The sequence below is a fragment of the Collinsella aerofaciens genome (genome assembly GCF_901212495.1).
Taxonomy (GTDB): domain Bacteria; phylum Actinomycetota; class Coriobacteriia; order Coriobacteriales; family Coriobacteriaceae; genus Collinsella; species Collinsella aerofaciens_H.
Genome location: NZ_CAAKNY010000051.1, coordinates 27 through 1100 on the forward strand (window position 1 = coordinate 27; position 1074 = coordinate 1100).

1 protein-coding gene and 1 pseudogene (1 of these 2 cut by a window edge) are annotated in these 1074 nt (G+C 58.3%); one reads left to right on the forward strand and one right to left on the reverse strand.

Features of this window, described 5'->3' with window-relative positions; genetic code table 11:
* The first annotated feature begins 478 nt into the window (after positions 1-478).
* A complete protein-coding gene (locus SFLMC1_RS05690; RefSeq protein WP_152074693.1) occupies positions 479-928 on the forward strand; it encodes a hypothetical protein in 450 nt (149 codons plus the stop codon).
* 52 nt (positions 929-980) lie between these two features.
* Here SFLMC1_RS05690 and SFLMC1_RS05695 read toward each other — a convergent pair.
* A pseudogene (locus SFLMC1_RS05695) lies at positions 981-1074 on the reverse strand (YjdF family protein) (it continues 320 nt past the right edge of the window).

A 1074-nucleotide genomic window follows, 5' to 3' on the forward strand; every position in this document is an offset into this window, starting at 1 on the left:
TAGTTTTTGAAGTTGTCCCCGCTTTTGTCTCCGGGGCCAACGAAACGCGGCATGATGTCACCTGGCGGCACTCGGCTCGAGATGTCACCGAAAACTGGGTGCAACTGGAATGACGGGACGGCAGAGCTGAAGCCATCGAGTGGGAATAGAAAATTCCTTAGTTATGGGCGTATATATTTGATTTACTTTAGGATAAACCCCCATAACTATATAAATTGATCTGCTGGCTCCAATGAAGATTGGAGGGTAACGGCCGGGGGGGGGTGACGGCCCAGCGAGTGTTATTTTGCGAGCCGTGCGCATCGAAGGTGACGATTCGTGGTATAAACTACTTGCCGGAAGCCACGGCTTTTAGAGTATGGCTTACGTGTACGTTTAACCTCCGTGGGCGACGGGGTGCCGCAAGGTGTAGAATATCGCCCACCTGTAGGGGCCTGCAGCGATGCGGGCCCCGCTTCGTATGAGGGGGGCGTAACCGATGAAGATCGTATCCATCTCCCAGGACTTCTTCAGCCTCGTCGAGGGCGACCGCGAACTCATGCTCAAGCACAATCGCCCCTGCATCGTGGTGGTGAGACTGCGTTTCCGCGGAAAGCGCAGGGACTTCGCCGTGCCGCTGCGTTCCAACATCGCCCCCAACGTGCCCAAAGACCAATACTTTGCACTGCCACCCCGCCCCACGACGCGCCCCGGCTGCCGCCATGGCATCCACTACATCAAGATGTTCCCCATAACCAAGGCCTACCAGCGTCGCTTCAGGATTGAGGGCTCGGCTTACTTCGAGACGCTCCAACGCATCATCGACGGCAATACCAAGCGCATTGTCTCCGAGTGCCAGGCGTACCTCGACCGCTATGAGCGCGAGGAGAGGCCCCGCTTCGCCGTCGACATTGACCGCATCGTGGGCCTGCTGGAGGGCGAGAAGTAGGGCGCCTCAGCTCAGCCTCGAGCCATGGTATGAGGCTCGCCGCAAATGGCGATCAATGACCGCGATGCTTCTGCTTGCGCTTCAGCTTTCGCTGCTTGAAGCGCGCATCAGCCTCATCCGCGCGACGCTGGCTTCTCGCGTGAGCC